This is a genomic window from Candidatus Gastranaerophilales bacterium, from assembly GCA_028693235.1.
Lineage (GTDB): Bacteria > Cyanobacteriota > Vampirovibrionia > Gastranaerophilales > Gastranaerophilaceae > JAQUVW01.
Genome location: JAQUVW010000001.1, coordinates 505,389 through 531,199 on the forward strand (window position 1 = coordinate 505,389; position 25,811 = coordinate 531,199).

At 33.9% G+C, this 25,811-nt stretch carries 19 protein-coding genes, 1 tRNA gene and 1 riboswitch; of the genes, 10 read left to right on the forward strand and 10 right to left on the reverse strand.

Annotated features, from left to right (window positions below):
- Positions 1–26: 26 nt before the first annotated feature.
- A complete protein-coding gene (locus PHV37_02485; GenBank protein MDD3236949.1) occupies positions 27–2,276 on the forward strand; it encodes an alpha-amylase family glycosyl hydrolase in 2,250 nt (749 codons plus the stop codon).
- On the opposite strand, the gene PHV37_02490 is transcribed toward PHV37_02485, so the two are convergent.
- Positions 2,277–2,969 carry an anaerobic ribonucleoside-triphosphate reductase activating protein gene (locus PHV37_02490; GenBank protein MDD3236950.1) on the reverse strand — a complete coding sequence of 231 codons (693 nt, stop codon included), beginning with the start codon at positions 2,967–2,969 and terminating at the stop codon, positions 2,277–2,279.
- Positions 2,954–5,068, reverse strand: a complete 2,115-nt coding sequence (locus PHV37_02495; GenBank protein MDD3236951.1) for a ribonucleoside triphosphate reductase — start codon at positions 5,066–5,068, stop codon at positions 2,954–2,956. The genes PHV37_02490 and PHV37_02495 overlap by 16 nt, the downstream gene beginning before the upstream one ends.
- A gap of 121 nt (positions 5,069–5,189) precedes the next feature.
- A riboswitch (adenosylcobalamin-variant (AdoCbl-variant) riboswitch) is annotated at positions 5,190–5,313 on the reverse strand.
- Between the two features lie 138 nt (positions 5,314–5,451).
- Between PHV37_02495 and PHV37_02500 the strand changes: the two genes are divergently transcribed.
- On the forward strand, positions 5,452–6,123 hold the full coding sequence (locus tag PHV37_02500; GenBank protein MDD3236952.1) for a hypothetical protein: 672 nt from the start codon (positions 5,452–5,454) through the stop codon (positions 6,121–6,123).
- On the opposite strand, the gene PHV37_02505 is transcribed toward PHV37_02500, so the two are convergent.
- Entirely contained in the window at positions 6,113–6,910 is a 798-nt protein-coding gene (locus PHV37_02505) for an ATP-binding cassette domain-containing protein (protein MDD3236953.1), read from the reverse strand. The two genes, PHV37_02500 and PHV37_02505, sit on opposite strands and share 11 nt — an antisense overlap.
- 79 nt (positions 6,911–6,989) lie before the next feature.
- Here PHV37_02505 and PHV37_02510 point away from each other — a divergent pair, with 79 nt between their 5' ends.
- Complete coding sequence (locus PHV37_02510; GenBank protein MDD3236954.1) at positions 6,990–7,187, forward strand: hypothetical protein; 198 nt, start codon at positions 6,990–6,992, stop codon at positions 7,185–7,187.
- Between the two features lie 64 nt (positions 7,188–7,251).
- On the opposite strand, the gene PHV37_02515 is transcribed toward PHV37_02510, so the two are convergent.
- Positions 7,252–7,740, reverse strand: a complete 489-nt coding sequence (locus tag PHV37_02515) for a DNA-deoxyinosine glycosylase (protein MDD3236955.1) — start codon at positions 7,738–7,740, stop codon at positions 7,252–7,254.
- Between the two features lie 266 nt (positions 7,741–8,006).
- Positions 8,007–8,083 (reverse strand) — tRNA-Arg (locus PHV37_02520).
- 272 nt (positions 8,084–8,355) lie between these two features.
- Between PHV37_02520 and PHV37_02525 the strand changes: the two genes are divergently transcribed.
- The 6 genes from PHV37_02525 (at position 8,356) to PHV37_02550 (ending at position 18,023) form a co-directional block, all read left to right on the forward strand.
- On the forward strand, positions 8,356–9,924 hold the full coding sequence (locus PHV37_02525; GenBank protein MDD3236956.1) for a glycosyltransferase family 2 protein: 1,569 nt from the start codon (positions 8,356–8,358) through the stop codon (positions 9,922–9,924).
- A 322-nt stretch (positions 9,925–10,246) separates the two neighbouring features.
- Positions 10,247–11,050, forward strand: coding sequence for a hypothetical protein (locus PHV37_02530; protein MDD3236957.1), 804 nt, complete (start codon positions 10,247–10,249; stop codon positions 11,048–11,050).
- 172 nt (positions 11,051–11,222) lie between these two features.
- Complete coding sequence (locus PHV37_02535) at positions 11,223–13,301, forward strand: hypothetical protein (protein MDD3236958.1); 2,079 nt, start codon at positions 11,223–11,225, stop codon at positions 13,299–13,301.
- Positions 13,302–13,329: 28 nt separating this feature from the next.
- Positions 13,330–14,196 (forward strand): site-specific tyrosine recombinase XerD, encoded by an 867-nt coding sequence (xerD, locus tag PHV37_02540; protein MDD3236959.1) that lies wholly within the window; start codon positions 13,330–13,332, stop codon positions 14,194–14,196.
- Between the two features lie 9 nt (positions 14,197–14,205).
- On the forward strand, positions 14,206–15,069 hold the full coding sequence (gene metF, locus PHV37_02545) for a methylenetetrahydrofolate reductase [NAD(P)H] (GenBank protein ID MDD3236960.1): 864 nt from the start codon (positions 14,206–14,208) through the stop codon (positions 15,067–15,069).
- A 206-nt stretch (positions 15,070–15,275) separates the two neighbouring features.
- Positions 15,276–18,023 carry a hypothetical protein gene (locus tag PHV37_02550; GenBank protein ID MDD3236961.1) on the forward strand — a complete coding sequence of 916 codons (2,748 nt, stop codon included), beginning with the start codon at positions 15,276–15,278 and terminating at the stop codon, positions 18,021–18,023.
- A 106-nt stretch (positions 18,024–18,129) separates the two neighbouring features.
- Here the strand turns inward: PHV37_02550 and hisS are convergent, their stop codons facing one another.
- The 5 genes from hisS to rsgA are packed head-to-tail and all read right to left on the reverse strand — an operon-like array spanning position 18,130 to position 23,422.
- Positions 18,130–19,350, reverse strand: coding sequence for a histidine--tRNA ligase (hisS, locus tag PHV37_02555; GenBank protein ID MDD3236962.1), 1,221 nt, complete (start codon positions 19,348–19,350; stop codon positions 18,130–18,132).
- Positions 19,351–19,389: 39 nt separating this feature from the next.
- A complete protein-coding gene (locus PHV37_02560; GenBank protein MDD3236963.1) occupies positions 19,390–21,069 on the reverse strand; it encodes a GAF domain-containing sensor histidine kinase in 1,680 nt (559 codons plus the stop codon).
- 4 nt (positions 21,070–21,073) lie between these two features.
- Positions 21,074–21,532: a divergent PAP2 family protein gene (locus tag PHV37_02565; GenBank protein MDD3236964.1), complete on the reverse strand. Its 459-nt coding sequence runs from the start codon at positions 21,530–21,532 to the stop codon at positions 21,074–21,076.
- Positions 21,532–22,413, reverse strand: a complete 882-nt coding sequence (locus tag PHV37_02570; protein ID MDD3236965.1) for a polyprenyl synthetase family protein — start codon at positions 22,411–22,413, stop codon at positions 21,532–21,534. The genes PHV37_02565 and PHV37_02570 overlap by 1 nt, the downstream gene beginning before the upstream one ends.
- On the reverse strand, positions 22,403–23,422 hold the full coding sequence (gene rsgA / locus PHV37_02575) for a ribosome small subunit-dependent GTPase A (GenBank protein ID MDD3236966.1): 1,020 nt from the start codon (positions 23,420–23,422) through the stop codon (positions 22,403–22,405). The genes PHV37_02570 and rsgA overlap by 11 nt, the downstream gene beginning before the upstream one ends.
- A gap of 196 nt (positions 23,423–23,618) precedes the next feature.
- Here rsgA and PHV37_02580 point away from each other — a divergent pair, with 196 nt between their 5' ends.
- The gene (locus PHV37_02580) at positions 23,619–25,754 is read left to right on the forward strand and encodes a polyribonucleotide nucleotidyltransferase (GenBank protein ID MDD3236967.1); all 2,136 of its coding nucleotides are present in this window, start codon (positions 23,619–23,621) and stop codon (positions 25,752–25,754) included.
- The last annotated feature ends 57 nt before the right edge of the window (positions 25,755–25,811 follow it).

Sequence of the window (25,811 nt, forward strand, 5' to 3'; positions counted from 1 at the left end):
TAATTTAGCGGTATTAATAGTTCATCATGATAATAAATAATTTCGGCATCAAAAACGCAAATATTTCTCAAAATATCGTTAAAAATAATATTAACGCTACATTGCCTTGTGTTGTAAAAGATTCGGGGCACTCTAAGATATTGCCGATGAATTACAAAGCATATTCTTCAATTACTTTTAAAGGTGCTATTGCTGAACATATAGGGCAAGGTGCCAGATATTTAGGTGATGGAAAAACAAGGTTTACGCTAACGGCTCCTTTGGCTGAAGCTGCTATGGTGTCTATAAAAGATGATGAAAATGATTGTTTTAGACCATTTTTTATGGAAAAACAAGGAGATAGATTTTCAACGGTTGTTGACGGTGTTGAAGCTGGTAATAAATATTTCTATACTATTATGAAAAAAAACGGGGATATGAAAAACATTTACGACCCGAGAGCGGATTATTTGCCTAATGATATTGATGATTATGATGAAAATTCATGTTTATCAGAGGTTATCGCCCATGATAAATTTAATTGGGACGATAGTGCTTGGCTTAGTGCCAGAAAAGCTTCAAATAACGGCAAAATCGGGTGGGGGCTTCCATCTGATATGATTATCGAGTCTATGCATGTCGGGCTTTTAGGTGGATTCGATAATGCCAAAAAAGAACTTGATAATATTTCAAAAAATGGTGTCGCAAATGCAGTCAGGATTATGCCAATAGGTGAATTCTACGGAAAAAACAATTGGGGATACGACGAGGTCGCAAAATTCGCTGTCGAAAATTCATACGGTAGACCTGAAGATTTTAAGGAATTTGTTAATTATGCTCATAAAAAAGGTATAAATGTTATTCTTGATGTTGTCCCCAATCACTTTGGCCCTTATGGCACAATGGTTCAAGAAACAATTCCTACTTTTGAAGAAGGAAAAGATACAAGCTGGGGAGCTACGTTAAAGTTCAATGGTGAAGACTCCAAGTATATGCGTTCTTACATGAAAGATATGTTGGTAAATTGGGCTGTAAATTACCACGTCGACGGATTTAGATTTGATGCAACTCAAGCTATGGATTCTAATGATGCAATTCAAGATATTGTTCGTGATTTGAGAAGTCATAAAGAAACAGAAAATTTGATTTTATACCCTGAAGATATGCGTATTTCAAGAACCATGGCAAACTCTAATATGCCAAAAGAAGTTTGCGATGAAAATTGGGGCTTTAATGGGCAAACTACTTTTGATTTTTACAAATCATTGATTGCGTGTGCTAAAAATCAAAACGTCAAAGGAATGAGCCCTGATTTAGATAAATTGGCATTTATATATAACAATTCTGTTTTACGTTCACATGAAGAAGATGTGTTGCTAGATAGCAGTGTTGATGCTTCTTATAGAGAAAAATGTAAGCAACATCTTGAATTGCCAAAGGCAGATGCAGACAATATGCTGGTAAATATTTCTAACCATGATGAAATAGGAAATGAAGCTGGCGGAAAACGTAATATGGTGGGAATACTCGCTGACGGTCTTGATTTGACTCAGCGGTGCGGTAATGATTGGCGGAAATCTCAAAAATTAATATTTGAGATGGTTAAATATTATTCAGAAAACGGTGAGCCGATGCCAGAAGAATTGCAACAAAAATTAGGCTGCAAAGCTCCTGTTAATAAAAATTTGTTTATGCGTGAATTTAACAAAGCGTTCGAGCTCAACAAGTTGCTCTTAGGTGCAATGTTTATGCATCCGAGCCCTAAAGAATTCTTTATGGGTGATGATAGGGGTGAGCTTGCTCCTTTGAAATTCTTCTGTGAAGTACCAAATTCCGCAAAGAAAAATTTATCTGATATTGAGCTCGAAAAAGGTTATGCTCCTGATGAGAACGCTTTTCAGGATTCAAAACTTGAGCAAAATTCTTATAACCCCAAGTGGGTTAATTATGGGACAAATGAGTTTTCTAAAGATTTTGCACATATTTTTCGTACAAATAAAGCTTTTAGCGAAACGAAATTAGAAAATGTATGCTCAGCTGTAAAAAAGGATAAGGCAACTCTTGAAGTAAAACGATACGACAATGATGGACATGAAGTTATCGCTGTTATGAATTTTTCTTCTTGCCCTCAATCTGATTTTGAATTGCAAACAACATCTTCGAAAAATGTAAAAGAACTTATAAACAGCAATGAAAATAAATACCAAGGTAGTGGGCAATATATAAATGAAGGCATTGTTTCATCAAAAGAAATTACTGTTCCACCTTATGGAATTGTTGTGTTGCAACCTTGTTAATTATCGAATCTCAACTTTTTTAATGTTTTTTTCTAATAGCATTTTAAAATTTTGCAAATCCGAATCACTATGAGGCTTGTAATTCATAAATGATGAGTCGAGTGTTTTTGACGCAACAAATTTTTGGATATAATATTTTTCTGCACCTTTTAATAAAAGCCCAATTTTTTCAAAGTCATTATTCGATAGTTGCTCTTGCGTGGCTGTAGTCCTGAATTCGTATTCAACATCTTTTTTTAATAATATATCAATGCTTGATTTTATCAAATTTGTGCTGATAGAAGATTTTGATATTTCGTTATATTTATCCAACGGGGCTTTTATATCCATTGCAACATAATCAATCAGTTTTTCTTTGATAAGTTGTTGCAACATTGTTGGATTTGTTCCGTTTGTGTCGAGTTTTATTAGAAATCCAAATTCTTTTATTCTTTTTATAAAAGTTGGCAAATCTTTTTGTATAGTTGGCTCGCCACCACTTATTACGACAGCATCGAGTTTCCCTTTTCTCTTTGTTAAAAATTCGAGAATTTCATTTTCCTTATACAAAATTCCGTCGCCGTTTTTGACAAGCTCAGGATTATGACAATATCCGCAAGCAAAATTGCAGCCCAATGTAAAAATTGTAGCTGCAATCTTATTAGGATAATCAATAAAAGATGTTTTTTGAATGCCACCTATTTTGATAGACATTCCTTGCCTTCTTTTGCGATATTATAGGTTTTTCTGGCTTTAAATTCCGCTTGTTTGCCTTTATTCCACTGTTTGACAGGTCTTATAAATCCTACAACTCTCGAATAGACTTCGCATTCTGTTCCGCAAGTAGGGCATGAACTGTGTTCACCTACGATATACCCGTGGTCAGGGCAGATGCTGAATGTCGGAGAGAATGTAAAGTATGGCAATTTATAGTTCTCACATACTTTTTTGACGAAATTTTTCATAGTTTCGTTATTAGACACTCTTTCACCGGCAAATATGTGGACGGTAGTTCCTCCGGTATATTTTGTTTGCAATTCATCTTGAAGGTCTAAAAGTTCAAACACATCGTCTGTGTAATTAACAGGAACATGGGTAGAGTTTGTGTAGTAAGGTTCGCCGTCGTTATTAGCAGAAATTATGTGCGGGCAATTTTCTTTATCCAGTTTTGCAAGACGGTAAGTTGTTCCTTCTGCAGGTGTTGCTTCAAGATTGTAGTTGTGCCCTGTTGTTTCTTGGTATGAAACAATTCTTTCACGCATAAAATCCATAACTTCTATTGCGAAGTTATGACCTTTTTCACTTGCAATATTTTCCCCGAATAAGTTTAAACAAGCTTCGTTCATACCGATTAAACCAATTGTAGAGAAGTGGTTTTTCCAGTATTCATTAAATCTTGCATAAATATCTCTAAGGTAAAATTTTGTATATGGATAAAGGTTGTTGATGGTAAATTTTTCAACCAACTTTCTTTTTATTTCAAGTGATTCTTTTGCTAAATCCATTCTTTCTGTAAGAATTTTGAAAAATTCTTGTTTGTTATTAGCTTGGTACCCTATTTTTGGTAAATTGATTGTTACAACACCGATAGAACCCGTTAGAGGGTTAGAACCGAATAAACCGCCACCTCTGTATTGGAGCTGTCTGTTATCAATTCTTAAACGGCAGCACATAGAGCGTGCGTCTTCTGGGTTGAGGTCTGAATTTACAAAATTTGAGAAGTTTGGAATTCCGTATTTTGCAGTTATTTCCCATAATCCGTCAAGATTTTTGTTTTCCCAGTTAAAGTCCTTTGTAATATTATAAGTAGGAACCGGGAACGTAAAGACTCTTCCTGCACTGTCACCTTCCATCATTACTTCAAAGAAGGCTTTATTGACCATGTCCATTTCCCCTTGGAAGTCGCCGTAAGTAGCTTCTTGGATTTCTCCTCCGATAATTACGCCTTGCTCTTTATAATAGCTCGGAACATTTAAGTCCATTGTTATATTTGAAAATGGAGTTTGGAATCCTACACGAGTCGGGACGTTCATATTGAAAATAAATTCTTGCATAGCTTGTTTTACTTGTGCATAAGTAAGATTATCATATCTAATGAATGGTGCAAGCAATGTGTCAAAGTTTGAAAAAGCTTGTGCTCCAGCTGATTCACCTTGCAAAGTGTACATAAAGTTTACAATTTGTCCCAAAGCTGTTCTGAAATGTTTCGCAGGTGCACTGGATATTTTACCTTCAACGCCTTTAAAACCTTCCATTAATAGGTCTTTTAAGTCCCAACCAACGCAATATGAAGCTAATATATTTAAGTCGTGGATATGTATGTCACCTTGCGAATGAGCTTCTTTGATTGCGTCAGGATATATTTTGTTTAACCAGTAGCTTTTACTTATGTTTGAAGCGATGTAGTTGTTCAAACCTTGGATTGAGTAACCCATGTTAGAATTTTCATTGACTTTCCAATCAATTAATGACAAATAATCGTCAATCATATCAACTTGTGCATTTTCTGCAAAATCTCTGATTTTTGCGTGTTGTTCACGATAAACAGCATATGATTTGGCTGTTTTTTTATAGTTAGAAGAAAACAAAACGTATTCTACAACATCTTGAACTTCTTCAACAGATGAAATATTGTGTTCTTCTTGTCTTTCTTTTACAAGTTTAGAAACCAAAGATATAACTTTTTCAGTAAGTGTTTTAGCTGTTTTTTTATCAAATTCTTTTGTAGCAAGCCCCGCTCTGACAATAGCATTAGTGATTTTGTCGGAGTTGAATTCTACGACATTGCCGTCTCTTTTAAGTATTTTTTCCATATTTCCCCTCTGAAAGTTTAGTGGTAGTGAGTACAAAAAGTTTGCTGTTTCGTCGCAATACACGCACCTATAATTATATCGTGCAGATAAAAATGGTGTAAAATTAATAGTCTAGGTTATTTGTTTCGTCATAATCTATCTCCTGTGCCGAGGTGTAACATCAATACTAAGTTGAGTATTCCGACTTTACGGTTGCGGACCAGCCAAGGAATTTCACCCTGATTCCCTCAAGTTAGTCTATTAATTGTAATTCTTTTTTTATCGTCATGTCAAGCAATTAATTATATGTTTGGGTGTTTATATTTCATGTAATAATATTGGTACTTTACGTGAATATAAAACCTCTTAATAAAAATAATTTGCTATCAAATCATCAAATTGGTGTGAAAAATCATACAAATAATGCACTAAATTGTGAAGATGTCTTAACTTTTGAAAAGAATATGCCCAATTCTTCTTTTATAAAAGCAAATTATATGCCCATAGCTTTTGGTTCATTGAAAAAACTAGGAGAAACCCAAGTTATTGAAAAATCTACCGGTAAAAAGCAAAAAGCTCTTTTGAAATATGATGAAATCGGTGATTATACTCAAATTAAAATGACCGTAAAAGGAAAAGAGGCTGGTTTCTTAGATATATATATTCCTGCAGATACTATGGATATTGAAGATTATATTGATGAAAAAGCTCTGACTTCAGAAATAAGGCATTTACGTTCACTTATGGGGGATAAATATTTAGGCATTGGAAGTGCCCTTGTTAAAGCCGCTTTTTCTATCAGTAACAAGAAAGGCTGTGCTAATCCGCTATGGCTTGAGGCAGAAAAAGGATACGCCAAAACCTTGGCTCCTTATCGAAGTGATGAAAATCCAATTCCTTTTTATTACAAGTTAGGTTTTGAAGCTTTTGACGATAGGGAAGATGATTATATAAAAAGTTGTTTTGCCAACGGGGCGTTGAATATGTTGCCTGAAAGTTGTCAATTAATGTTGAGTGATGAAGCTAAAGAAAAGTGGATTCAAGAGCTTATCAAACACCCGATTATTAATCAATAATCGTCCAAAGTCTTCCTGAATTTGCCTTAATCAATTTCGTTTTAATCCCGAAGGTCTTTTCTATATTTTGTTCGGTAAGAACATCTTGTTTCTTTCCGCAAGCTTCAATTTTACCTGATTTCATAATCATTCCCAATGTAAAAATTGGCAGTATGTCTTCGATTCTTTGTGATATGAAAATCATTGTTAAATCAGGGTGAGTCTCTGATAATTTATTTACTGCGTTTAGAAAATATTCTCTTTCCGCAATATCAAGATAAACAGTTGGTTCATCCAAAATCACCAATTCAGGCTCTGTTAATAGGGCTCTTGCTATTAAAATTTTCATCTGTTCGCCTGAGGACATGTCGTTTATATTTTTGTCCCCAAGGTGCTCTCCTCTTAATTCTTTAAGAAGTGTTCTTGCCTTTTGCGTTTCTTCAGAAGAAGCATTCCCTGAAAATCCTAAAAAGCCTTCAGGACCTGATAGTACCATATCTAAACCGCTTGAATATTCTGGCATTTTCTTTTGTAAAAACGGACTAACCCACGCTATAGATTTGCGAAGTGTATTGAGGTTTGTTTTTCCGTAACGTTTTCCTAACACTTCAACTTTAGCACCATACAAAGGCCATATGTAGCCCAAAATTGTTCTTACAAGGGTTGTTTTACCTGCACCATTTGCACCTAAAATAAAATATCTTGCACCTTTTTTAACCTGCCATGATATGTTGTGCAATATCTCGTTTCCACCAAGCAAAACGGTTGCATTTTCAACATCTATTGCGTATTCATAATCTTTATTCATAATTTCCTCTTGTTAATAATTATACCACGCGGAAATTTTGTATTATAATACTTGCAGATTTACAATTAAGGAGAATTTTATGTATCTTGTATATGTTGATAAACCGTCATCTTTTTCCCCCGACTTATTAGGAGAATACAGCGACTTGGAGGAAGCTCAAAAAGTTGCAAAACAAGCAAAGATTGATGACCCGGAAATTTCATACAGTATTGAAGAATCAAATGGCGGTTTCAACAGCTACGGTGACCTTTTAACAAGTGTTATAGAAAAAGGTTAGGTTATAAATTAAAAGCTCCTTTTTGGGGCTTTATTTATATATTTTATGCTCTTTGATATTTTTGTCAGTGAAAAAATTTTTCACTCCACACTGCATATAATTGCTCTAAATTCCAATTTGCATTTGCCGGACTGGTTGAGGGTAGTTTGTATAATTCATAATTTTCTAAATCGTTAAAATGTTTTTTGAAACTTGTGTAAGCTTTACTTCCGTTGCAAAGAATGTATTTTATATTTTTATAATTATTAAGAAGTTTTTTTAATTGATTAGGTTGCTCGTTTTCTATTGATGTGTCAAGGCTTCCCTCCCTTTCGCAACTATGAATTACGTCCCATAGGGCAATCTCGTTTTTTAACAAGGTGTTAGTTTTTGTCTTGTAATCATTATTTTCAAGTTCTTGAGTGTTGCATATCCTACCCATAATCTTCCAAAATCTGTTTTGAGGATGAGCATAGTATTCTTGTTGTTGCAATGAGCGTATTCCCGGCATTGAGCCAAGAATTAAGTAACGGGATTCCTTGTTAACTATTGGTTTTAAACTTTTGCATTGCATACAAACATTATATTTCGAATTAAAAATAATTGAAATTATTATGTTTAACATTTCTTTGTTTGTATTTAGACAATCTTTTATTTCTTTAGTGCTCTCAACAAAAGTTCATCAAAATCAAAAATATACGTATAGTTGCTTATTTAGTTACCTTGACAGTCGTTGAAAAAACAGCAAAAGCTCTTTGTGTAATCTTTCAAGTATTGTTTGATTTTTGGGATTTGAATTAGTTTTAAACATATAAAAAGACTCCACAAAGGAGTCTTAAATGGCGCGCCTGGAGGGATTCGAACCCCCGACCTTTTGGTTCGTAGCCAAACACTCTATCCAGCTGAGCTACAAGCGCATTCAAGTATTATTCTATTACAAAAATCTTACTTCGCAAGTGGTTTCTTCTCTTTTCAAAAAAAAATAGCTGCATAGCAGCTAATACTTAATAATCTTGGGAGGAGATTTGGGGATTTGTTACACTTATAATAATTCACCTGAAGGAAAAAGTTTACACTTTTAGTCAAAATATTAATAAAAATTTACAAATTATTGATTTCATATCGTATTTTAGTTATTTTTCTATGGATTTTTTCTTTTGTTTTATCTAAAATTGTTATTGAGGTAATTATGATTGACTTATTAATAAATTCTTTAATACTTATTTTCCTATACGTAATGGCGTTTTCGCTTTATTATGCTATAGTCGTTTTTGCTAGTACTAAAAAGCATGCTCTTCAATCTCAACAAAAATTTTCTACAACCGCATACAATAATAATATTGTAGTTATTATTTATGCTCAAAATGACGAAAAAACTGTTGTTCCGATGCTTGAGATGCTAAATAAACAAACTTATCCCAAAAATAATTATCAAATTCATATTATTCTTGATAATTGTACCGATGATTCTGCGAATAAGTTAGAGTTTATCGGTGGTGCAAAAGTTTGGCGTTTATCAGACGGTGCTCCGATGGGAAAAGATGAGGCTATTTCTTGGCTTTTAGAACGTTTGATTTCTTTTCAAAATGTTAATGCCTTTGCTTTTTTGAACGCAAACAGGGTGGTTGATGAGAATTTTTTAACCTCTGTTAATGCTTCTTTGTTTAAATCTGACATAGTTGTCGGCTCAACAGAGATTGTTCTTGGTGAAAAACCTTCTTTTTATGAAAGAATGATTGATAGAATAAATAGATATTCAAATAATATTATTAAGACGGGTCGCTCTGTTTTGCGATTGGCTGCCAGAATTGATTCTGATGTTGTGGCTATTAAACAAGAAGTTATAGAAAAAATAAGGTGTGTCGATTTTAAGGACGTAAACAGCGAGCTTAAATATACTGTTTTGTTGACTCGAAACAATTTCGTGCCAATATATTCTCCTGAAGTTAAAACTTGGGTAGATATTGCGTCTTACAATTCGGAGAGTCCAAGTGTATCTTATAGATTTTCGTTGTTTAAGCATTGCTTTAAGATGATGTTTTCTCGTAATTGGAAATTTTCAGAATTTATATTGAATATGTTTACGCCAAATGTATTGTTATTATTAATGCTGTTGATTGGTATAGCTGTTTTCTCTTATAATTATTATTTTATATTTGATTTTCCGTTGGTTGCAACATTTGCCGCATTGCTTATAGGTGCATTTATTGCTTCTATCGCTATTGAAAAACAAGAACATGCTCAATTTAGATATTTGTTTGCTTATCCGTTTTATTCGATTTTTGATAGATTTGTTTTGCAATCGCCTATATATAAGTTTTTTAAAAAATTACTTGCAAAAAAAGAATATATAAATGTTGAAAAGGCTACTTTGCCTGTTATTGTTACTGATGGAAAAAACAATATTAATTGCTTTTTAGATTTAATTTCAGAAGATGGGTTGGTAAAGGTAATATTTAAATATAAAAAGAAAAGGTATGTAACGGATTCTCATATAAGAATGTGTGATGCAATAAAAGATATTACGGATAAACTTTTCCAACATGGTTTTAGAATTAAGATATGTCAAACCTGTGCTTATTTTTCACCAAAGATAGATGGAACGACAAATATGCTAAAAGGATTTTGTAACAGGGCTGTTGTGACTGATGAATTGTCAGAACCTACAGAAACATTATTATGGAACACTTGCGAATTCTATTTGCCTGAAGATTTGAACAAAATCGTTAATATTAATACATATAAAAAAGAAAAGTAAGAAACGGTATAATAAGAATAAAAGCTATTTGTTTTCACAAATAGCTTTTATTTCGTGATTTTTTCATTTCGTATTGTAACAAAAGCTTAATAAACAATGTTTTTAGCTTAAGAAATCATTAAATTTACCGATAAAAATAGAGTAAGGGAAAGTTAAAAGCTTTCAAAAGGGTATGTGAAAATATAATAAAAAGGTGTGAAAGGCTTATCACTACTCGTCTAAGCATAAATGTGAACTATTGTAACGATATATATCCTTTATGCAATTAGTATATAAAAATTGTTTTTATATAAGTGTGGTTAAATAATAAAGGTTTTAAATTATGGGTTTAGCATCATCTCAAGCAAGATTACTTTTATTGACAGCAAGAAAGAGCGACTTGGAATACAGAGCTCAAACAATTTCTCAAAGAAAAATTGTGTTGTCAATGCAAGCAGAACAATTAGCTACTGATTACACTCAAAAGATTTCAAACAAACAAATGATGTATGTCTTTGATGTAAACGGTAACGAAAATGAAACATTAACAGAAGTATTAAGCTACAACGGCTTAACAGCAATCGGCAAATCAGGTCTCGGTGCATCTTACATCGTAACTGACAACCAAGGCAGAATGGTAGTTCCTGATGCCAATAGCTTACCGGCAGGATTTTCAAGCGTATCTGTTGCTCAAGCAGACGGATCAACAAAATCATACGCTTATCCTACAAAAACAGTTAAAAATTCTGATGGTACAGAATCAACTGTAGCTGATACATCAAGAGCCGAAGATCGTTACGAAATCAATGTATGTTCAGATATTTCAAATCCGTACGTATTCCAAAATGCTCTTAGAGGCGGCGGTTTGTATTTGAATCAATACAACAATAAAACTGATAGCTATGATAGTTTCTCTTGGCAAGGTTCAGATGTCATCCAAGATAATTTGTACACAGCTGATGACAATCTTGCAGAAACTCAATACGAAGCAGCTACTTTGAAACTTCAAACTCAAGATAAAATGCTTGACCTTGAATTGAAACAAGTAGAAACTCAACACAAAGCGATAGAAACAGAAGTTGATTCAGTTAAAAAGGTTATTGATAAAAACATCGAAACAACTTACAAAATCTTCGCTAACGGCTAATAAATAGTCACCCTTGCTAAACCAGATTTATAAATACGAAAAAGACGGAATGCTTGACCGTCTTTTTTGTTGTCTTTGTTTTTTGTTAACAAACTTTATATTAATACTAAGAATAAGACAATAAAACCTTTCGCCGTGTTTTTATTATATTAGGTATTATTAGAGGTTATTTATGTCCGTAAATTATTCCAATAATCAACAATATAATTATCCTGTCAATATGCAGGGATATGATTTGAATCAATTGTCTCCGCAAACGCAAGCAAGTATTCAAAAAGCTGGCACTGCAGTAAAAGAGACGGCTCAAGATTCATTTGTTGGTTCTATGCTCAGCAGCTTTGGGGTAGATACAAAAAATCCTAAAAAAGCTATAATTTCAATTCTTGGGGCTCTTGGCGTTGTATTTGGACTTAGTGGCGTATTGAATAAAGCCATAAAAAACGGCAATTTCTTTAAATTAACAAACAAAATTGACGATTTTTTGGCAAATAATAAAGTTGCAAAATCAATAGGTGAAGGCTTTAAAAACTTTGCTGACAATAATCGTGCGGTCAAAGGTATAAAAAACTTTTTTGAAAATAGTAGTTTGACAAAATTTTTAAAAGATAAAAAAAATCTTGTAACTCCTAAGTTGCAATTAGTTAAGCAAACTTTGAGAGGTACCAAGGGCGAAGTCCTAGATACTGCTACAGATACATTGAGAGCTATGCTCAAAGAACAAGATGTTTATTCAGCTTTGCAAAAACTAACAAAGGGAAAAGTTGATGCGACTGCGGTTGAAAAATTATTGTCCGATATTAAATCTTCACCTTTAAAAAAAGCTGATAAATCTAAAATATTTGAAGCTTTGAGAGGCTTGACTGAAAAAGGTCTTACAAAGGACGGAAAATCGGTAATTGAAGAAGTCTTAAAAAGTAATGATGGTAAAACAGAAATTCTTTCTTCCACTTTAAAAAAATTAACAAAATCTGATAATGTCGATGATTTGGTCGATGCTGTTAGAAAAATTGCGGCTGATGATTCCAGCAAGTTTGACAATTTTGAAAAAATATATTCAGAAATTACAAAAAGTTTCCGTGGAAAAGACGGAAAAATAAAAGATGTAAACAAATTCTTAGAAGCTTTCGGGGAAAACAGTGAATTTGCTAAAATTATCCAACAAACCGAAGGTGGATTTATGGCGGGGCAAAAGGTAAATCTTGCCGAAGCTATTAAAAAGTATGCAATATTAAATGGTGATACTGCGACAACAAAAGCAGGGCAAAAATTGCAACAAATTTCTCTTCGTGGAATTGAAGCAATGTCTAATGGGGTTGCCAGTAAGACCGCAATGGGCTATTTGATGGGGCTATACATCTATAACGGTGTAATGAATAAAACTCAAGATGCACCAAAAGGTGAAAGAGTTTCTACTTTTGCTGATGAGGCTGTATCAGATATGGGGTCTTATATGATGTTACCCCTTGCAGGTGGGTTGATGTATAAGGCTGCAAGTTTAAAAAATTGGGGAATAAAACCTCAAAATATAGAATCATTAGCAAAAGCAGCAAAAGATGCTTTATCAGCGGCAACACCTGAAGCAAAACAAGCTTATAAATCTGCATTAAAAGCAGCTAAAAAAGATGGAAATATTTTACAAAAGTTAGTTCGAAAAACGGCATCCGTTTTGGCTGTAGGACTCGAAAAAAATCCTTTAAAAGGTAATTTTGCCAATAAATTAAGAGGTATCGGTGGTGGTACATTAAGATTTATTGTGATGATGTTTGCTATATCTCCTATGTTAATGAAGCCTGTAATGAAACTTTGTCATAGACTTTTTGGTACTCCTACAGAAGTAAAAAATGAAGAAGCAAAAAAGAAGGCTGAAAAACAAGGTAAGTCTACAATAGACACAACCCCCGCAAATGCTTCAAAAGACGGTTCTACAAATTATTTAGATATGATGACAAATAAGCAAGCTAATGCTCAAAATACATCAATAAATAATGCACCAACGCCAGCTCAAAAACAAAATAATTCACCTGTGCAACCACAAGGTGCACAAAATCTATCTCAAGATGCAATTGATGCAAAAAAAATAAAAAAAGAAGATGATAAATCTCAATCAAAACAATCTATATCAGGTCAAAGAGTATATGTCCCATCTACAGAACCTACACAGTTCCCTGATGTTCAAGAAGACACATCATCTTTGGATGCGTTGTTTGCAAAAGCTGATTCTCTTGAAAAATCGGTTATGAAAAACTTGTAATATATAATCAAAATGATAAAATTGAGCTATGTTTATTCACTACATAGCTCAATATCTTGAATATTTGGAGATAGAACGAGGTTTGGCTCAAAATACGATTGAGGCGTACCGTCGTGATTTATCTTATTTTATTGAGTTTGTAAATTCCATAGATATTCAATGCTTTGAGGATATTGAACGCAGTTCGATTAATTTATATTTAAAAAAGTTAAGAGATAAAAATTATTCGCCCACAAGCGTTTCTAGAAAAATAGCTTCATTGCGAGGTTGGTTTTCGTGGTTATCAATAAATGAATATGTCAAGAGGGATCCTACCTTAAGCATAGAACAACCAAAATTACAAAAAAAATTACCGAAAGTTTTAACAATAAAAGAAATTGATTCTATACTAAATAAGCATTTAGATGTGTTCGAAAGAGCTATTTTTGAGCTGCTGTACGCCGCCGGATTGAGGGTTTCAGAGCTTGTTAATATTAAGCTGCCTAATATTGATTTGCGTTCTGATTTTGTCCGCTGCGTTGGGAAAGGTTCAAAGGAAAGAATTGTTCCTATCGGACACCGTGCTCAGATTGCCGTAAATAAATATTTAAAAGAAAGAGAATTGTATCTTTTAAAAAATAAAACAACATCTAATTATCTTTTTATTAACCAAAAAGGTAAAAAAATCACTAGGCAGGATGTGTATGTTATAATACAAAAGTTGGGAAACTCAATAGACAAACATATTTCGCCACATACTCTCAGACATTCTTTTGCCACACATTTGTTGGAAAATGGTGCTGATTTAAGGGTAGTTCAAGAGCTTTTGGGACATTCTGACGTTTCTACAACTCAATTATATACGCATGTAAGTAAAAAACGACTCAAGGATGTTTATTTTTCTATAAACAAATAAGGATAAAGTATGAATTTGCAAGAAATATACTCCTACGGAAACGAAAAACCAGCGATTTCATTTGAGGTTTTCCCTCCCAAGATTGATTTTGCCGAAAAAAGTCAATATTTAATGAACGAATTGACTGAATTAAAAGAATATAATCCGAGTCTTATTTCTGTGACATATGGAGCAGGTGGCTCGACTAAGTCGAATTCAATGGAGCTTGCATTGAAAATTAAAGATACTTTAAACTTAGAGGTCATGCCTCATTTTACGTGTGTTAATGCAGATAAAAAATTCGTACTGGATTATATTTCAAAAATTGAAGCTGATGATATAAAAAATGTTTTGGCTCTAAGAGGTGATTTGCCTCAAGATGAAGAGTGCGTTTTTTCTGATTTTGAGCATGCGGAAGATTTGGTGAAATTTATCTCCTCAAGAACTAATTTGAACATTGCAGTTGCCGGTTATCCGGAAGGACATCCACAGTCTGTTTCTTTGGATAGTGATATTGATTATTTGAAAAAGAAGGTTGATGAGGGTGCGTCTGCTATTTTTACACAGTTGTTTTTTGATAATGTGTATTTCTACAAATATGTTGATAAAATACGTAAAAAAGGTATTAATATTCCTGTTATTCCGGGTATTCTACCGATTACGAATGTAAAACAATTGAATAGAATGGTTGAAATGTGTAAAGTGCATGTTCCTAATTTATTGTTAGAAAAATTAAATTCTAATCAAGATAACGCAGCAGAAATAAGGCAAATAGGTATTGAATTTGCCTCAGAGCAAGTTATGGATTTGGTCAATTTTGGTGTAAAAGGTATGCATTTTTATATATTAAACAAGGCTGAACCTGTTAAAACTATCTTAAATAGTGTATTGTAAATTTTTGTAAAAAAAACTTTTATTTGTGCATAATTTAACTATAATAAAGAAATCGGGGAGTTATAAAAGAATATTTTTTAGAGAGACTAACAAATAATTTTTTTATGCTTTTTTGAATATCTGATGGTGAAATACGCTCTCAAGAGTTTGAGGAGCTCGCCAAACCTATTATTTCTGTTTATTTATTGTATTTATAAGGAGTTATTATGAGTATCGATTTGGATGCATTGATTGCAAAACCACAAGCTAGTATAACAAACAATCCTGCACAACCTGTTGTGAGTCAATTACCGGTTGCGGTTTCAACAATTAATCAAAATGCTGTTGATAAGACGCCTCAAAAAGACATATTTACATCTTCTAAAGCAGAAGAAAAAAAATCTTCAGGTGTTTTGGATAATGTTTTGAAATATAGTGGCGTTGCAGCATTGATAGCAACTCCGGTAGCTCTTGTCTTTAATCAAAAAGCTGCAATGAAAGCTATTAATGGTGTAAAAGATGAAATGGTTTCAAAAATTGCAGACAGTGTTTCTGATATCGGAACAAAAATGTCAGGAAACATTGCTGATTCAAGTGCAATAAAGGGCTTATCAGCACAAATAACGAAGTTGTCTGAAGAAACAAGCGTTATAAAAAATTCGGTTGTGAAATCAGGGTTAATAATTACAGCGATGGAAGGCTTTCATATTTTAGGAAATAAAATGAAGACTGATAACGGTAGAAAAATTACAACAGAAGAAGAACCTGTTTGGGGTGATTTGTGGGTTAAAGGATTGGATTCTAAAAAAGAATTAAAACCTGAAACTATCGAAAAAATGAAGGCTGAAATAAGCCGTGCTGTCAATGGCGAATCTCAAATGACTCCTATTGATAAAAAAGATGCAAGATTGTGGTCTGTAAGCTATGAAACCCAGTTTAATAATGCCGGTGGACAAAAAGATATTGCAGAACAAGCTCCTCAAGCTTATACAAAACAAGGTGTAGATACTTATGCAGTAGCTCCATTGTTTGATGCTGCATTTAAAGATGGCGACAAAGTTGGAAGAACTCTTACTAAAAATGAAGATGGTAGTTATTCTTATCGTTCAAAATGTTATACTAAAACTGATGACAATGGCAAAAAATATTATCCTGAAATAAAACTCGATTTGGTATATTCAGGCAAAATGTCAGATGGTGCAAATTTTAGAGCATTTGAAGGTGTCGTTGATGGTCAAAAATATTTGTTCTTAAATGATGATAAGAATTTTGACTATAAAGATAATGAACTAATTGGCGGTACAGGTAAAAATGCTACGGTTTATGCTGACTTGAAAGGTAATCCTGAAAAAGTTCGTATGGGACAATTTGACAATCTTGTATATGAAGCTTTGGCAGTTGCAAAAGAAGGTAAAATGAAACATGCCGATGGCACGTCTATAGATGCTCCGAACAAAATGGTTGCTCATGAAGCTTGGCAATCAGGTGGTTTGATTGCCAAAATGAGATTAGTTTCAATTGCTGAAGAAGATGACGGTGCCCGCTCAAAAGATACGGCTGAATATTTGAGAAAAATGGCTGATAATACTGCAGTTCCTATTCACAATATCGGAGAAGGATATCAAGGCAGAGTTTGGGATTCCAAAACCATAAAATCATATTATAACACTATCTATGGTGGCTATGCAGCAGATATTGTAAACAATGCGTTTATTGAAGAAAAAGACCTTGACGGAAAAGAAATATTTGGCACTCCAAACCAAAGACTTGGTTTTACTTCTAACTTTATGAACCCAGCTGCTCTCAGTGTTGCTTTGGCGTCAAAAATTGGTGCGGTTTCTGAAGGTTATACCGATGAAATTTCTGAGAAGAATTTAGCTGGTAAAGATTTAACCACTTTATTAAAATTAAGACAATCAAATAAGGGACTTGTTTCATTCCCAAATGGTGTAGACAAAGCTCCTGAAGCATCAACAAGAGAAGTCCTTTATGGTGTCCCTAATGACAAAACTAAAAAAGGAAACATACATGGAATAAATGCAAAACTTGCTGAGCTTTTAGGTCCTGATGTTGATACAAAAATCCGTCCATATTTAAATGATGTTAGTGATGATGTTTCAAAAATTGATCCTGCTAAATTCGCTGAAGACAAAGTACACAACAAAAAAATGTTTATTGCGTTATTAAAAGATGCTGCCCAAAATAATGATAAACCATCTCCATTGTTGGCTGGTGCTCCTAATTTCTTTGGTACATTCAATATTGATGATATAAATGAAAATACGCCGATGTTTACTATGGCATCAAGAATGGATAGCCAAAAAGGTTTTGATACTTGCGTTGTAGCATATAGCAAGTTGTTAGATACAATTTCCTCTGTAAACAAAATGGGTAAAGGTGAAAAATTAGACGTACCGGTTATGATTATCTCTGGTGGTGCGGAAGGTACTCCTTATGATACAGATGTTAAAAATTTAATAGAAGCTGAACAAAAGAAACACCCTGAGGCTCGTATTTTGTGGACAAGAAACAGAATGTCAGCGGGTGGTTTGCAATTAATGAATATGACAACTACTAATACTACTGCAAGCGATTTTGAACCATTTGGTATAAGTGACTTGAAAGGTATGTATAACGGTTCTCACGACATTCTTACCGAAGTAGGCGGTATGAAAGCAAGTGGAAATATCTCAAGAAAAGCATATCCTGCTGAATTTGATGAAAATGGAAGACTTACAAATCCTGATACTGCAAATTCAATTACGGTAAAAGATTACGAATATATGTGTACTGCAGGTGATAAAAAAGAAGAAGTCCGAGATCGTGATGCTGAAAAGTTAAAGGAAGCTATGGCTACTGAAATGTTCTTGAACCCTGAAGATAGAACAAGAATGGACTTGAATGCCTTAGGCTTAGATGTTAGCTGGGATAAAGGTGCAGTTAAAAACTACATGGATATTATGCAAGTTAAATAGAAAAGATGAAAAATTCAGCTATATTTATTATTTAATAATCTAACTGTTCAAACAATAAAAGCGAGAAATTAATTTCCCGCTTTTGTTGTTTTTTAATGTTTTTTATTTAAAAAAGTTCTGATTTTGATATTTTATTTTGTTCGCCTGTTGATAAGTCTTTAATTGTTAATGTATTATTTGTAATTTCATCTTCACCTAAAATAATCGCGTTGTTTGCAATTTTTGAGGCTTTTTCAAGCTGTTTTGCGAATTTGCGTTTAGAGTAGTCAAAATCTGCTGAATAATTGTTGTTACGGAGCTCATTTGTCAGTTTTAAGGCTTCTGTTATATCCGTTGAAACTACGAAATAGTCTATTTTTTGAGGTTCAACTTGTTCTATTAAAGCATTTAATCTCTCAACTCCCATAGCCCAACCAACAGCAGGAGTGTGCGGACCTCCGAGGGTTTCAACTAAACCGTCATAACGACCGCCCCCACAAACGGCGTTTTGTGAACCGAGGTTGTTTGATTTTATTTCAAAAACGGTTTTTGTATAATAGTCTAATCCTCTAACTAGGAAGCTGTTTTCGACGTATTTTATTTTTAAAGCATTCAAATGTTTTTTTAATTCTTCATAGTGAGTTGAACATTCATCACAAAGATTTATTTTAGAAACTTGTTCTTGAAGCTTGTTTTCAGTCATTAAACTTATACAATGTTCATTTTTGCAGTCTAAAATTCTAAGTGGATTTTTTTCATATCTGGATTTGCAATCTTCGCACATTTCTTCTATGTATGGAGCCATTGAATTTATAAGTTTTTCTTTGTATTCGGCTCTACATTTGTTGCAACCCAATGAGTTAATCTCGACAGTGAGGTCGTTGAGTCCCAACTTGTTTAAAAATTTTGTAGCCAAGCTAATAGATTCAGCATCAGCAGAAGCGTCTTGAATTCCGAACATTTCCATACCTATTTGGTGGAATTGTCTTTGGCGTCCTGCTTGAGGGCGTTCATATCTGAACATCGGACCTTTATACCAAAGTTTAATAGGAGCACTTTCTCTTGTCATGCTGTGTTCCAGATATGCTCTCACAACGCCGGCAGTGTTTTCAGGACGTAATGTCAAAGAGCGTGCACTTTTTTCAAAGGTGTACATTTCTTTGTTTACGATATCGGTTGTGTCGCCTACTCCTCTTTCAAAAAGTTCGGTTGCTTCAAATATAGGAGTCCTAATTTCTTTGCAATTTGCTTGAGTAAATACTTCAAATGCTGCGTTTTCAATTTTTTGCCAAGTAGCGATTTCGCTTGGCAAAATATCTTTAGTTCCTTTTTGTGCTTTTATTGCCATAATATACCTCGTGTAATAATTATATTATAAACATAGTTTTTATTTTCCTTCCGGAATAACTATGATAAACTCGCTGCCCTCTCCTTCTTTAGAGTTGAAAGATATTGAGCCTTTGTGCTTTTGGATAATTTTTTCTGAAATGGCGAGTCCTAAACCCGTACCTATACCTTTTCTTTTTGTTGTGAAACCTGTTGAAAATATTTTAGCTTGTGCTTTTTTGCTGATGCCTGTTCCTGTATCTTTGAATGATACTTTGAGATTACCATTGTCAAAGCTTGTTGTTATTGTGATTGTGCCTTTGACTTTTTTTTCGGTTATGCTTTGGCAAGCGTTTACAATCAGGTTCATAAATACTTGGTTCAACATATTAACATAGCAATTTATCTTTGGTATTGGACCATAATTTTTTATTATATCAACTTTATTTTTGGTTTCATGAGTCAAAAGTTGTAGAGTCAAATCCAGTTCTTGGTTGATATTGGCTTCTTGAAGGTCTGCTTCATCAAGTCTGACAAACTTTTTCAAGGATTTTACGATATTGCTGATTCTTTTTATTGCTTCATGGTCAATAGAGTTGAGATTTTTCAATAAATCTGTTTTCTTTTTGTCAAAGTTATCTGCTGAGAGTATTCTTTTTGCCATATCGCTATTTGAATTAATGGAACCTAATGGTGTATTTATTTCGTGGGCGACGCCGGCTACGAGTTGACCGAGTGACGCCATTTTTTCAGAATTGATTAATTGAACTTGTGTTTCTTTTAGTTCGGAAAGTGTTTTTTGGAGCTTAGAATTTTTTCTTTTGATTTGATCGAATAAAGATGCCTGCATTATAGATGTAGCAAGTTGCGTGGCGATAGATTCGAGAATATCTATCGTATCTTGGGAAATATCTTTTTGAGTTGTCAACGCTATTATTACGCCTAGAGGTTTAGTTTTATAGTGAATAGGTATAATTATTCTTTTCGTATTGTGACTCAGAATCTCTCTTGCTCCTTTGTATTCTCTGATGCAAGCTGATAGTGAGGGCTTTTTAGTTTTTAGTTCAGATAGTGTGTTTTCATCAAATTCGATTTTTTTGTTTATAATTTTCGAGTGTTTCTTTGGCATAATCGCTTCGATTTTGAAAGACTTACCGCTTTTTTTTGCATAATATGTTTTAGATGCTCCAAGTAGTGCTTCAATTTCGCTTAATGTTGATTTGATGATTGTATTTATGTCGTTGGATTCTCTGATAATCATAGAAATTCTGTTTAGAATTGCCATTTTTAGAGCTTGTTCTTGTGCTTTTTCTTTAAGCTTTACAAATGTAGTATTTTCTTTTTCCAATATTTTATATTTTTGATTAAGAGAAGACAAATTTAAGTTTAGTTGGTTGTATTTTGTGATTGCGGTAATATCCTTGAAAATTAGAACTTTATAGTTTTTTCTGGCAACTGAGGATACGTTAAAATACAAATATTCATCTTTACCTTGCTGGTAGGTTAAATGTGCAGAAAAATTTTCTTTAGATTCCAAAGCTAAATCTAAAGGAGTGATACTTTTTAAATTGTCAGGATTTAAAAGACAGATATTAATATTGAAATATTTTTTTATTTTTTCAACATCTTTTAATGAGCCGAATTGTTTTTTTGCTGCAATATTTTCAAACAGAATTTTTCCATTATTTGAAATAACGAGAATTGAATCTTCAATATTATTTAGAACTTTAAAATTATCCATTTTTTTAACTGAAGTTAAATAAATAAGTGTAATACAAGGCAGCCATTGCAACGCCGAATATTGCACCGATAAGAACCTCGAAAGGAGTATGCCCTAAAAGCTCTTTTAGCTTTTCGTTGGGGTCTGTTTTACGGTGAGCATAATAGTCAGCCATAATTTTGTTTAAAGAGGCAGCCATTTTTCCTGCATTTCGTCTCAAACCTGCAGCATCGTACATAACAACAAGAGCAGTCCCTGTTGCTACAGCAAAATCAACCGAATTAAATCCGGATAAAAATCCGACCATTGTAGCTAAAGATACCATGCCGGCACTGTGAGAGCTTGGCATACCGCCTGTTGTAGCGAGAAGCTGAAAGTTTAGTTTTCGATGAGTAATCAAATACCCGACAAATTTTATAATTTGAGCGAGCATAGCAGATGTAATGCCTGTGAATAATATTTGAAAACTGGCTGATTGGAACATTAAGAAATCCTTTCTTTTATGTCATTAATAATTCCTTCCAGGATTGGTGAAGAATAATTGTTCTTTTTAAGTATATCACAAGCAGAATTGCATAGAGTATAAACTTGTTCTTTAGCTTTTTCAAGCCCAAACATTGAAGTGTAGGTGTTTTTTTCGGCAGTTTTGTCTTTCCCGGGGGTTTTCCCGAGTTCTTCAAGTGTAGCAATTTCGTCCAAAATGTCATCGTAGATTTGAAAAGCGTGCCCGAAAAGTTGTGAGAACGTGACCATATCGTCGATTATTTTTTTATCCGCACCTGCAATAATTGCACCTGCTTTAAAGGCAAGAGTGAATAATTTAGCGGTTTTGTATTCGTGTATATAGTCGAGAGTTTTTTCATCGATTTTTTTCTTTTCAGATTCTATGTCAACGACTTGACCTCCTATGATTCCATATACACCTGCTGCAGTGAAAAACTCATCAAGGACTGCTAAAATTTGTTCAGCAGAAAGTATATCTTTAGATTTTCGTAAAATTAATTGAGGGGCAAAACTTAGAAGGGCATCACCTGCGAGAGTTGCAGTTGCGTCGCCATAAACTTTGTGGTTTGTTAGTCTGCCTCTTCTGTAGTCATCATTGTCCATACAGGGTAAATCGTCGTGGATAAGACTTTGAGTGTGTAGCATTTCGATTGCACAAGCTGTCGGAATTGCTTTTTCAAAAGAGCCAGAAATCATTCTTGCCACTTCAAGTGTGATGACGGGGCGAAGCCTTTTGCCGCCTGCAAGAGTAGAGTATCTCATTGAGTTGAAAATGTCATTTGGATAATCTACCGGAATATATTTGTCGAGATGTTTTTCTATAATATTTTTCAAATTGTCAAAGTCTTCTTTATAGGTCATTTTTTTGCTCCAAAATGTATTTGTCAGTTTTTTGGTTGTTTGTTTTCCTAGCGGTATTACGCTTTTTAGCGGAAATTTTTGTCATAATTTTGTTTTTATTTTCTTTGGTTCGTGATTCAGTTTTTTGACTATTATAAGTGATTTTAGTTTTGAATTCCATCGCTTCATTAACGAGCTTAATGTAGCTATCATATCTGGACTTATCTATTTCCCCGATGGCTGCAATTACGTTGCAATCGGTTTCGGTTTTATGTAGGCAGTTGCTGAATTTGCAATTTTTGCTGTGTTTTTTAATTTCTTTGAATAAATCTTGTACGTCATAGGGCATCAGAAAGTTGAATTTAAGATGTGAAAATCCGGGAGTGTCAACAACGGAAGATGTTTCGTCTATTGGAATGATTTCGCAATGCCTTGTCGTATGGACGCCACGTCCTGTTTTTTCACTAACTTCTTTTGTTTTTATGTTTATTGCTGAAATTATGTTGATAATGGACGATTTGCCAACGCCTGATGAGCCGCAAAAAATCGAAGTATTATTTTTTAATAGTTCTTTTAGTGGTGCTATCCCTATTTTTTCTAATGCGGAAGTGAATATAATGGTGTAGCCTAGAGGTTCATAGATGGATTTTATTTTTTTTATAGTTGAATCTTCGTTTAATAAATCATTTTTGTTGAAGCACAAAACAGGTTTTATTGAATGATACTCGCAGTGTGCAATGTACCTGTTAAGTTGTTCAAAATCAAGAGTAGGTTCTTTTAATGCCGAAACGATAATAGCTTGCGTAATATTAGCCGCTTTAGGGCGTGTTATAAAGTTTTTTCTTGGAACTATTTTAAGAATAAAAGCTTGCATTGAGTCAAAATTTTCTTGCTCTAACTCAACGATGTCACCGACTACCACCTCAGCTTTTTGTTTTTTTAAAATTTCTCTGGTTTTGCATTCAAAAACACCACGTCCAGTATTTACGTAGTAAAAATCAGAATGTATTTTGAAAACTTTGCCTTGCATACGGATTTATTTTAGCTTAATAGTAAAAAACTGGCAACAAATGTAAGAATATTTATTATGAATTTTATAGTTTGAAATATATCTTTTTTTTAATTAAAAAATAACTTTTTAAGTTTGCTAATATAGGCTATCTAAAAAATCTTTTTATTGTATAATGGATTTGTTACTAGAAGTGAAAAAAAAGAAAGAGAATCAAATGATTGATGTCAAAAGAAAAGAGCTTACTATAGGCGGAAAGCTCGTGACTGTTGAAACAGGAAAGTATGCTAAACAAGCTACTGCATCTGTCACAGTCAGATGTGGAGATACGATGCTCCTCGTCCACGCTACAGTTAGTAAAGAACCAAGAGTCGGAATCGACTTTTTCCCATTGTTAATTGATTACGAAGAAAGAATGTCATCTATCGGTAGAATCCCTGGTGGGTATAACCGTTCAGAAGGCAGATCTTCTGATAAAGCTATCCTTGTTGATAGATTGATTGATAGACCAATCAGACCTTTATTCCCTAAAGGTTACAGAAATGATATCCAAATCGTTGCACAATTATTCAGCTATGACCAAGAAAATCAACCGGATACATTGGCAATGTTGGGTGCTTCATTTGCTTTAATGCTTTCAGGTGCTCCTTTTGAAGGACCTATAGGTGCTGTTAGAGTCGCTCGTGATGAAAACGGAAACTTTATTGCTAACCCTACTCATCAACAAGCTGAAAAATCAAATTTAGATATCGTTGTATCAGGTACTCATGATTCTGTAATCATGGTTGAAGCAGGATGTAAATTCGTTACCGAAGAAGATATTATGGCTGCAGTTGAGTTCGCTCAATGTGAAATAAGAAATCAATGTGATGCACAAGTTCAATTCGCTCAAGAATGCGGCGTTGTAAAACAAGAATTTGTTAATCCTTATGATACTACTGAACTTAAAAATATTATTAATGAAACAGCTCACGATATGATAGTTGATGCTTATCACAACTTCGATAGAGCTTATAGACAAACTAAACTTGAAGAAGCTAAAAAACTTGTTAAAGAAAAAATCGAAGCTTTGTCAGATGACCATGCAATCAAAACTATGATTGAAGAAACAGGTATCGACTTTGTCGCAGAAGAATTCAAAGCTGCTGAGAAAAAAGTAATGCGTAAAATGATTTTGGAAGAACACGTTAGAGCTGACGGTAGAAAACCTGAAGAAGTTCGTCCAATCTGGTGTGAAGTTGGTGTTTTGCCAAGAGCCCATGGTTCAGCTGTATTTACAAGAGGTCAAACTCAAGTTATGTCAGTTGCAACTTTAGCTGGTCCCGGAATGGCTCAAGAGCTTGATGGCGTTGACCCTCAAACAGAAAAAAGATATATGCATAAATACATCTTCCCAGGCTTTTCAGTTGGTGAAGTAAAACCGTTAAGAGGCCCTGGGCGTCGTGAAGTAGGTCACGGAAATTTGGCTGAAAGAGCTAATATTCCTGCACTTCCATCTCAAGAAGAGTTTGGCTATACAATTAGAGTTACATCTGATGTACTTGAATCAAACGGCTCAACTTCAATGGCTTCAACTTGCGGGTCTTCAATGGCTTTGATGAATGCAGGTGTTCCTGTTAAATCAATGATTGGCGGAGTCGCTATGGGTATGATTAAAGAAGAAGGCTATGAACCTGTTGTCTTGACTGATATCCAAGGTATTGAAGACTTTTTAGGTGATATGGACTTTAAAGTTACAGGTAATGATGAAGGTATCACTGCTCTTCAAATGGATATGAAAGCAAAAGGTATTCCTAATGAAACTTTAAAACATGCTTTGTATCAAGCAAAAGATGGTAGATTGCATATCTTAGGTGAAATGAGAAAAGCTATCACAGAACCTGCTGAACTTTCACAATTCGCACCTAGAATTATGACTATGACTGTTCCTGTTGCTGATATCGGTACGGTTATCGGACCTGGCGGAAAAACTATTCGTAGTATCATTGACGCATCTGGTGCTGAAATCGATATTCAAGATTCAGGCGTTGTTACTATCACTTCAAACGATGGCGAAGGTGCAGATATTGCAATTCAAATGATTAAAGACCTTACGTTCAAACCTGAAGCAGGTATGGTTCTAAAAGGCAAAGTTGTAAGAATTATTCCGATTGGTGCTTTTGTTGAATTAGCTCCTGGAAAAGACGGTATGGTTCATATTTCTCAAGTTTGCCAAGAAAGAATTGATACAATTGAAGGTCACTTGAATGTCGGTGAAGAAGTTGTTGTCAAAGTTGTCAAAATTGATGATAAAGGCAGAGTAAATTTGACTATTAAGGGCGTTTCTGAAGAAGAAAAAGCTAAATTCCAATAATAGATTAAGTTATTCAATTAATGTTAAAAATAGTCCTTTATTTGCATAGAGGGCTAT